Annotated in this window: 8 protein-coding genes; all 8 read right to left on the reverse strand. The window is 65.4% G+C overall.

All coding sequences use genetic code 11. The features are described 5' to 3' along the window. Nucleotides 1-32: 32 nt before the first annotated feature. Nucleotides 33-1,370 carry a sigma-54-dependent transcriptional regulator gene (locus ACK5IR_RS12590; RefSeq protein WP_416929427.1) on the reverse strand — a complete coding sequence of 446 codons (1,338 nt, stop codon included), beginning with the start codon at nt 1,368-1,370 and terminating at the stop codon, nt 33-35. Then, entirely contained in the window at nt 1,367-3,169 is a 1,803-nt protein-coding gene (locus ACK5IR_RS12595) for a sensor histidine kinase (RefSeq protein ID WP_416929429.1), read from the reverse strand. Before ACK5IR_RS12595 ends, ACK5IR_RS12590 begins: the two co-directional genes overlap by 4 nt. Next, nucleotides 3,166-4,161: a 4Fe-4S binding protein gene (locus ACK5IR_RS12600; RefSeq protein WP_416929431.1), complete on the reverse strand. Its 996-nt coding sequence runs from the start codon at nt 4,159-4,161 to the stop codon at nt 3,166-3,168. Before ACK5IR_RS12600 ends, ACK5IR_RS12595 begins: the two co-directional genes overlap by 4 nt. Next, the gene (locus tag ACK5IR_RS12605) at nt 4,158-4,907 is read right to left on the reverse strand and encodes a TorD/DmsD family molecular chaperone (protein ID WP_416929433.1); all 750 of its coding nucleotides are present in this window, start codon (nt 4,905-4,907) and stop codon (nt 4,158-4,160) included. Before ACK5IR_RS12605 ends, ACK5IR_RS12600 begins: the two co-directional genes overlap by 4 nt. Then, nucleotides 4,900-5,568, reverse strand: coding sequence for a 4Fe-4S dicluster domain-containing protein (locus ACK5IR_RS12610; RefSeq protein WP_416929435.1), 669 nt, complete (start codon nt 5,566-5,568; stop codon nt 4,900-4,902). The genes ACK5IR_RS12605 and ACK5IR_RS12610 overlap by 8 nt, the downstream gene beginning before the upstream one ends. 13 nt (nt 5,569-5,581) lie before the next feature. Continuing rightward, nucleotides 5,582-8,140: a molybdopterin-dependent oxidoreductase gene (locus tag ACK5IR_RS12615; protein WP_416929437.1), complete on the reverse strand. Its 2,559-nt coding sequence runs from the start codon at nt 8,138-8,140 to the stop codon at nt 5,582-5,584. 11 nt (nt 8,141-8,151) lie between these two features. Then, nucleotides 8,152-9,387 (reverse strand): hypothetical protein, encoded by a 1,236-nt coding sequence (locus ACK5IR_RS12620; RefSeq protein WP_416929439.1) that lies wholly within the window; start codon nt 9,385-9,387, stop codon nt 8,152-8,154. An 88-nt stretch (nt 9,388-9,475) separates the two neighbouring features. Further along, a partial coding sequence (locus tag ACK5IR_RS12625) for a hypothetical protein (RefSeq protein ID WP_416929441.1) occupies nt 9,476-9,801 on the reverse strand: 326 nt, incomplete at its 5' end.

Consider the following 9,801-nt stretch of genomic DNA (forward strand, 5'->3'; position numbering starts at 1 on the left):
ACCGGTCGGACAGGTTCACAATCCGGCGCCGATCAGCCGGACAGCCCCTGTGCCTTGATGATCCGGTAGAGGTTGCGCTCGGAAATACCCAGTGCCGCGGCGATACGCTGCCGGTTGCCGTCGAAACGGTCGATCAGCAGCGCGATATAGCTGTCGCGCATCTGGTCCAGCGTCGGCGGGTCGGCGAAGCGAAGCGCCACCGCGCTGCCGTGCACCTCGCTGACCGGGCGCGGGCCGAGCCCGAGATGCTGGGCGGAAATCTCGGTCTGGCCAACCGACATCATGACGCTGCGATCGACCGCGTTGGCAAGTTCGCGAACGTTTCCCGGCCAGTCGTAGGCGTGCAGCGCCGCCAGCGCATCGGGGGCGAAGTGCTTTTCAACCCCGCGCTGGAAACTGCGGTTCTCCAGCAGAAATTCGGCCAGCATCTCCAGATCGCCGGCGCGTTCGCGCAGCGGGGGCAGGTGCAGGGTGAAGCCCGACAGGCGATAGTAGAGCTGCGGCCGGAAATGGCCCTGCTGGGCGGCCGTCTCCAGATCGGCGGCGCTGGCCGCGATGATCCGCGCACTGGCCTGTATTTCGGCGATCGAGCCGTGCGGGCGGTAGCTGCCCTGTTCCAGAAGCCCCAGCAGGCGCCCCTGCAGCGATCCCGAAAGCTTGTCGACATCGTTGAGAAAGATCGTTCCGTTGTCGGCGGCGGCAAACAGACCCTCGATCAGCCGGCCGTCGCGGACCTTGCCGAAAAGCTCGGATTCCAGCATCTCGGGGTCGCATTCAACCGCCACGAACCGCCCGTTGGCGCGCGGGCTCTGCGCATGAATGGCCGAGGCGGTAACCCCCTTGCCGGTGCCCCCCTCGCCAAGGATCAGAACCGGCGAATCCGATGCCGCGAGCAACCGCGCCATGTTGCGCAACTCGACGATTCCGGGGCATTCGCCGATCAGTTCCACCCGCTTGCTGCGCTGTGCCTCGGCCCGCCAGAATTCGAGATCGCGCCGCAGGGCGGCGGTCTCGAATACCTTGGAAAGTGCGATTTCGAGCCCGTCGCCCGAAATGGGTTTCACCAGATATTCGCTGGCACCGTTCTTGACCGCGTTGACCGCCTGATCGATCGAGCCAAAGGCCGTCAGCACGATGACCGGACAGTATTCGCGCAGTTCGGGCAGAAACGACAACCCGTCGCAATCGGGCAGCCGCACATCCAGAAGCGCCGCGTCCGGGGCGAAACTGGTCAGCAATTCCAGCGCCTCGCCGCGCGAGCGGACGCCGGTCGGCCGGTAGCCGAGATCCTCCAGCTGATCGCAGATCAGGTGATTCAGGGTACGGTCGTCCTCGACCACAAGAACGGTACGGGCGATTGGCGTATTCATGAGATTCCATCGGGATCGGGAAAGGACAGAACGAAGCAGGCGCCCTGACCGGGCGTGCTGCGCACCGCGATGGTGACACCGGATCGCTTGGCGATCGCGCTGGTGATGGCGAGGCCAAGCCCGCGGCCGGTCGAATCGTCGGCACGCCGCGACCAGAAGGGCATGAAGATATCCTGTTGATGCTCGGGCGCGATACCGACCCCGGTATCCTCGATTTCCAGCATCACGCGCCCCGGTTGCCGGTAGCCCCGCAACCTGAGCCGCCCGCCCTCGGGCATGGCGTGAAAAGCGTTCATCACCAGATTGGTCACCGCCATCCGCAGATCGGATTCGGCGATCAGGACCCGCAGGTCGCGGGGAATGTCCGTCACCACCTCGACATCCGCCATGTCCGCCTGATAGGACAGCAGCCGCACGACGCCGGAGATGGCATCGGACAGGCCGACAAGCTGGGATTTTCCGTCGGTCGGGCTGCCAAGCTGCAACAGGTGATCGGTGATTTCAAGGCATTTGCCGATCTCGTCACGCATCAGGCCGAAATACCTGCGCGCCCGGTCCGAACGGCCATTCTCCATGTCGCGGTTGAGCGCCGTCAGCGCCAGTTCGATCGAACTGAGCGGGTTGTGGATTTCATGCGCGACCCCGGTCGCCAGCAGGCCGATCTCGGCCAGCCGCTGCGATTGCGAGATCCGGGTCTGTTCGTCCAGATCGCGGATCGCCTCGACAACGCTGTCGTCCATCGCCGCCGCCGAAACCTCGACCGCCATCTGCCGCGTCGCCGACAGGCGGTGCATGTCGCGAAAGGTCAGGCGCCGCGCACCCTTTGCCATTTCGACGACCGGGCAGGTCACCATGGTATAGGGGCAGGGCGTGTCGCGGCCGTGGGAAGACTTGTAGCAGAACTCTCCCACGATCTCGGACAGCGGCTTGCGGGTCTGTAGCTCGTAGGCGGTGTTGGCGCGCCGGATGCGGAAATCCGGGCCGATGACGCGAATGCCATCGGGGATGGCATCGATCAGCGCCTGCGACATGCGCTCGGCCCGCATCAGGGCCGCCTGCGAGCGTTCGGTGTTCTCGGCCATCCGGTTGAAGCTCTGGCCAAGGGTGGCTATTTCGTCGCGCCCGCGCGGGGCGACGCGCACCGACAGATCGCCGTTCGCCATCGCCTCGGCGGCGTTCGCCAGATCGGCAACAGGATCGACCACGATCCTGCGCAGCCCGAGCGCCAGCGCGACCGAAGCCGCCAGTGTCGCCACCCCCCCCAGCACGACCAGGCCCCCGGCGCTGATCAGCGCCTCGTTGCGCAGATCGCCGGTGACATGATCGACCACCAGGATGCCGTTAACCGGGTGTTCGTCCGCCGGCCCGTGGCAGACCGAACAGCGCGGCTGGTTGGGCACCGGGCGGATGGCTCGGGTGACACCGCCCGGCAGGTCGTCGCCGCCGCCCGGCGCAAGCACCTTGCCGATCTGGGCGGGATCCGACGCAAAGCGGACTTCGTAGGCGGGATCGAGGATCATTACCTGATGGATCATCGGATCGTCGCCCAGATCGTGGACGATCCCGGTCAGTCCCGGAATGTCGCGCTTGAGCATCGCGTTTTCCAGCGCGGCCTGCAAAAGCCCGCCGACAAGCTGTGCCGAACGCTCCTGCGCCGCCGAAAGACGCTGGTAATAGAGCCCCACGACCAGCGCGAGCAGCACCGAGGACACCACGAAAAGCGTCGCGCCCAGCAGCACGATCAGCCGCAGCCAGACACGATCCGCGATTCGCGCCCGCAGGCGCTCCAGCACCTTCACGGCAGAACCTGAAACAGCTTTCGATGGTGGCCGGTACGGGCGCAGACCGGGCACAGCCCGTCAGCGGCAAGCGTCCCGGAGGCGGGCACATGCACACCGATGCCGCAGGCGCGGCAGGTAAACTGCTCCAGCAAGACATCGGCCGGGGCGGCGGTCATCGCTTCAACCTCGATTGCATTGTCGGTGCAGACATCCTCACACAGCAAACATCCCGTGCAGCGCGCGGGATTGCAATGATACCGAATGCCGCCCCGCTCGTCCGCAACGGTGCTCAGCACGCCCTCGGGGCAAAGCCGGAGACAGGTGTCGCACCCGGTACAGGCCTGCGCGTCGATCACCGGAACAAAGGCAAATCTCCCGCCGCCCGTTTCCTGCAACCGCTCCAGCGCCGGCCGGGGCGCCTCATCGCCGCGCAGCGGTGCAGTCAGCGCCGCAAGCAGCGCGCGCCGGGCCGGAACCGGGCCGTCATCGGCACTCAGCATCCAGCGGCGCAGTTCCGCGATGCTGGCCGGTGCGACCTCGGGTGCGGTTCGTCCGTGCGCGGCCGCCAGCCCGGCAAGGTGCGCCGCCGTTTCGCCAAGACGGGACGCGGGCGCGTCGGGGCAGGTATCGCAATCACCGGTACCGCAGGCGATGCGGCGGATTCCGGCAAGCGCCCATCCGGCCAGATCGTTGATGCCATATCCGTGGATGCAGCCGCGTGCCGCCCGCCCCCCGGTCGCCGGATGCCGTGCGCAGACAGCGATCAGCGTGTCGCCCTCGCGCACGGGTTGCGGCGCATCGAGCCTGATCGCACGCGCGGGGCAGATTCCGGCGCAGGCACCGCAGCCCCGGCAGGCCGAACTGTCGAACTCTATGCCGTCCAGCCCCAGCGACAGCGCCCGGTGCGGGCAGGCATCGATGCAATCGGCGCAGCGCGCCATCGGAGTCAGGCCGTGAACGCAGGCCGCCCCGTCGATGACCGGGCGGGCGATGGTTCCGCCCGGTTTCACCAGCCGGCCTCGACCCCCGGAATGTAAAGCTCCTGATCCGGTGCCTTGGGATTGGGTTCGTCGCCGGGCAGGGGCGCGATATCGGGCTCCACCCCCGTCAGATCGGCCAGCAGATCGCGCAACGCCACCAGATAGGTCGCCAGAACGCCGCCCGTCGCCGCCAGAAGCCGGGTATTGCACCGCTCCCTCATCCGGCGTCCGAACTCCGGCACCCAGGGCAGCACATGCATGTCGAGAAAGCGCGCCGCATCATGCGCCGCCACCGCATCGCCCTGCGACAGAAGGAAATGCACGAACTGCAATTCATGCACCAGATGATCATCCGCCCGGGTGCGCCAGTCCGGCACCGACATGTCGTAATGCTCGTACCACTTGCGTACCGCGAACATCGGCTCCTGCCGTTCCAGACGTTCCTCGGTCATCCAGACCGAACCGTTGGGCGCCAGCCGGTAGCCGTGGGTCAGGAAACAATCGGCGAAATCGGCCGCCAGATCGTCCAGCGTGGCGGTGTCGGGCACATCGGGCAGGATATCGAGCGCGGCCTGCAACTCCTCTCCGTCCTCGCGCCCGGCGCCGACGGGCAGGATATCGGCGAACAACTCGCCTGCCCGCACTTCCCTGAGACCGGCGATCATTCCATCGTCGGCCTCGCGGTCAAGAAGGCGGATCAGAATACCGAGCCCGTCGGCCGAAACCGCCAGGGCAACGCGCCCGGTATCGTCAAGCGGCCTGATCGCCTCAGCCATCGACACGGCCCTTGCTGTGGGCGATGAAGCGGATCGACGGGTTGGTCAGTTCGGGGTCGGCCATGGTGCGCACCTGCCGCACGATATCGTCGGCCGGGCCCCGGGCCTTGGTATCGTAGGTGCCGCCGTCGATCTGGTCGAGCGGTCCCACATCCAGAACCCGCATCATGCAGGCGGCAACGCAATAGGGCTTGCGCCCTGCCTCCAGTTCGTCGATGCACATGTTGCACTTCTTGACCACGTTTTCGGCGGGGTCGAACTGCGGCGCGCCGAACGGGCAGGCGGCCTCGCATTTGCGGCAGCCGATACACAGCGTGCTGTCGATATCCACCACACCGTTATCGGCGCGCTTCCAGATCGCACCGGTCGGGCAGGCCGGAAGGCAGGCCGGCTCGGCGCAATGGTTGCAGGACATGTTGATCTTGAAGGCGAAGACCTCGGGAAAGGTGCCGCCCTCGATGTACTGAACGCGCCGGAACCGGGGGCCGGCCGCCAGCCCGTTCTTGTCCTTGCAGGCCATTTCGCAGGCACGGCACCCGATACAATCCACGTTGTTGTGGATGAACGCCATCTGCATTTCCGGCACCACGGGCGTGTAGCCCTCGCGCTTGATCCGCGCGGCGTTTTCCTTGATCCGGGCCTTGTCGATCATGTTTGTCATCTGTCCTGCCCCCTTACAGATCACGCCGGAAAACGTGGCTGCGCGCGGTCGAAAGCTGATCCCAGCCCGGTCGGTGGGCCAGATCGGTCTTGCGGATGTCGCAGAGCACGGTGTTGTAGGCGAAAGCCCCGGCGGGGCTGGGTTCGTCGAGGGTCAGGAAGTCGGGGTTGCCCGACAGGTCGTTCCCCTTGCCGTCCAGATCCATCCAGGCCCCTTCGTGCAGCACGGCAACGCCGGGCATGCAGCGCTCGGTTACATATACGGGCACCACGCAGGTCCCCCTGTCGTTGAAGACCTCGACGGTCTCGCCCATCTCGATCCCCAGCCGTTTCGCGTCGGAGGCGTTCATCGTCAGTTCCTGGCTGAACGTCTCGCGCAGCCACGGGATATTGTTGAAGATCGAGTGCGTCCGCCAGCGCGGGTGCGGCGAGATCAGATGGAAGGGAAAGTCCTTGGTCTTGGGGCTGATCAGGCTCTCCCATGGCTCGACCCATTTCGGGATCGCCGGGATCGGATAGCCGTACTGGGTTCTGGTCCAGTCGGTTATCGAGGCCAACTGGCCCGAAAAGATCTCGATCTTGCCCGAAGCGGTCTGGAAGGGCACGCCCTGTTCGATCTGGGCACGGAAGGCAACATGCGGCTCGTCGAAGACGAACTTGTAGACGCCGCGCTGCTTGAAGGTCGCCCAGTCGATATCCGCCCCCTGATGGTCGATCACATTGTGCCACCAGGCTTCGAGATAGGCCTCGTCCACCGCCGTCGGATCGTTGAAATAGTCACGCGATGCCCGCGGGTTGTATCCGGGGCCGAAACCGAGGCGATAGGCCAGTTCGGTAAACACCTGAAGATCGGTGCGGCTTTCGCCGAGCGGCTGGATGACCACCGGCCGGTGGATATAGTAATGCCCCTTGTACCACGGCAGGGCGACATCGTGCCGCTCGAAATGGGTGGCGATGGGCAGGAGAAAGTCGGCCCAGATGCCCGTCGGCGTGATGGTCGAATCCATGCACACCAACAGGCTTTCGCCTTCGCCGTAGCTGTCGAGCTTGCGGATCGCCTCGATTTCCTTGTTGATGTTGGTCAACTGGTTGAACCAGTCCGATCCCTGCCAGAATATCCCCCGGATATTCGGGATTACCCCGTCCAGATTGTCCTGGCGCGGCCAGAGGCCGATTTCCTCACGCTTGACCTCCGGGTAGTTCAGCACACAATGCGCCCAGCGGTCGGACTTGATCGAGGCATACCAGACGTTGGCATACTGGTCGTAGGGATAGGCGACCCCCTCGGCATGCCAGGCCTTGCCCACGCCCTCGGCGCAACCGCCGACGATGCCGATGTTGCCGGTCATCGCCTGAAGCGCGGCGGCCATGCGGTTGTACTGCTCGCCATAGGCGTTGCGGCCCGGCGCCCAGCTCGCCTTGAGCGCGGCAGGCTTGGTGGTTGCGTACATCTCGGCCAGCTTGCGGATATCGTCGGCGCTGACGCCGCAGATCTCGGCCGCCCACTCGGGCGTCTTCGGCGTGCCGTCCAGTTCGCCGAAGATGTATTCCCTGAAACTCTCCTGGCCCTGGGCCCATTCGGGCATCGTGCCCGGGTCCATGCCCTGCACGAAACGGTCGATGAAATCCTGATCGTGCCAGTTATTGTCCCAGATGTGATAGGCCATGCCGGCCATCATCGCGGCGTCGGTATTGGGCCGGATCGGGATCCACCACGCGTCATAGGCTGCGGCGCTGTCGGTATATTGCGGATCGACCAGCACGAACTTGCAACCGCGCTGCTTGGCCATGCGCAGATAATAGAACGTGTTGCCACCGTGGAAGGTGTAGGCCGGGTTCCAGCCCCACATGATCATCAGCTTGGTATGGGCATAGGCGTCGTCCTCGTTGCCGTCCTCGATCGTGCCATAGGTGATGCGGCTCGAAATGGTCGTTCCCTGATAGGACGGCACCGACCACGAGTTGGTGCGGCAGCCGAACATGCCGAGAAACCGCGCCAGCAGCCCTTCGATCTGGTCGGACTTGTGCAGGACGCCATAGGAGGCACCGGCATAGGACTGGTCGAGCAGCGCCGTCGGCCCGTAGGTGTTCTTGAGATAGACCATCCGTTCGGCGATTTCGGTCAGCGCCTCGTCCCAGGTGACGCGCTTGAACTTGCCCTCGCCGCGTTCGCCGACACGCTTCATCGGATAGAGCAGGCGCTCGGGGCTGTAGAGCCGCGAGCGGTAGGACCGGCCGCGAAGACAGGCGCGAAGCTGTGGCTTCTCCTCGGTATCGGTGCCATAGGCATCGCCCTGGTAGGTGCCGTTGTCGGTCGACAGGCGGACGATCACGTCGCCCTTCTTGTGGGCGACCAGCATGTGCCGGCTGCCGCAGTTGTGCGCGCACGAGGTAACGACCGTCTCAAGCTCGTCGTCGGTCGGGTAGGGCTCGTAGGCGAAGGCATGCGCCTTGCGCGGCAGGTTGCCGGCGACCAGCGCGGTCGCCGCGGTGGCACTGGCCGTCTGAAGGAACTGACGGCGTGTCGGGCTGAGGCTGCGGGCCCAGTTCGAGAGGCGGGATTGAAGTGTCATGTCGCGTTTCCTCAGTTCACCGGGCGGGCGTAGCGCGGATCGCTTTCCGTCGGACGGTCGGCGGCCCATTCAGGCATCTCGGGGTCCATTCCGGGCCACGGATGGCGCGGATAGGGATAGCTGATCCGGTACCAGGCACGGCCGCCATGGCAGCCATAGCAGGTGTCCGACCCGGCCTGCGCCAGTTCCTCGATACCGGCGGCCTTCAGGTAGGTCACGTTGTGACGGTTGGTGCGGAACAGATCCTGGTGGCACGACAGGCAGCCGTTGGCGAATGTCGGATCCTCGTCGGACTGGTCCTCCATGTCGCCGCGAATCTCCGGCCACGGGCCGGGCAGTGTCATGATGTTCTCGGGATCCGGCATCTGGCCATGGCACAGCAGGCAGGTCTCGGCCGGGTTCACCATCTTGCGCAGGGTGAATTCGGGGGTTGTCGCATTGGCCGCACCGACCACGCGCAGCGGCATCAGGTCGGGGCTTTCCTCGCGGATATCGTTGCCGCGGTGGCAGAAATTGCACTGAAGGTTCATCACCTGCTCGGCCAGCGGGCTGCCGATATGCCGCCAGTGAAAGGTGGCCTGACCGGTGCCGTCCTTCGGGATATAGGTATCGAGGGTCTGGTACCAGGCAAGCGCCTCGTCGGCCTTAAGCCCGGCGGGCGAGGCATCGCGAACCTCGTGATCGATGATCTCCTGATGGCAGACCAGGCATTCGGCGTCCGATGCGGTCTCGATCATCGGGGGAAAGTGAATGGGGTGCTCGCGGGCGCGCTGGTAGTCCAGGCCCGGCAGTTCGGCCTCGAGCGCCGCAACGCGTACGTCGATCGCCGCGATCTGTTCGTCGGTAGGCTCCGGCGGGTCGGTATGCGGAATCGCCGCCGGCTCTTCGGGCTCGACCGGTTCTTCCGCCTCTTCGGCCTCTGCCAGTTCCTCGGGCGCTTCTCCGGTCTCGTCTTCAGTCTCGGCAGCGGCATTCGGATCGGCGGCGGCGAGAGCCTCGGGCTCGGGGGCTGAAGATTCCGTCACCTCCGCTGCCTCGGCACTGCCTGCGGCGGCGGCTTCGGGCATAGCGGCGTCGACCGTCTCCTGCGGAGCAGAGGTCTCAGCCTGAACCACCTCGGGCTGGTTGACCCGCAGGGCCGCGGGTCCGTTCGTCGCGAGCGTGATCAATGCCGACACCGCCAGCAGGGCCATTGCACCGACAAACACCAGTCCAACACTACCCAATGCCGTTTCCAGCCGTTTCATTGCCTTTATCCTTGCTGATCGCTGGGTAGGAGGCGGCGCTCAGGCGCCGCCTCCGATGCTCAACTCTGCAATCGCAGATCGAGCGGTCTCAGTTCGCCGGCGGGGTCCAGTTCGCATCGCCGGACATGCCGGACATGCCACCCATACCCGACATGCCGCCCATGCCAGACATTCCGGACATGCCACCCATGCCCGACATGCCGCCCATGCCTGACATGCCGCTCATGCCACCCATGCCCGACATGCCGCTCATGCCGCCTTGCGAGACCATGGTCCACTGGGTGCAGATCCAGCCACCATTACCGGCCATACCCGACATGCCGCCCATGCCAGACATTCCGGACATGCCAGACATTCCGGACATGCCGCCCATGCCCGACATGCCGGACATGCCGCCCATGCCCGACATTCCGG

Source organism: Tropicimonas sp. (assembly GCF_047971885.1).
Lineage (GTDB): Bacteria > Pseudomonadota > Alphaproteobacteria > Rhodobacterales > Rhodobacteraceae > Tropicimonas.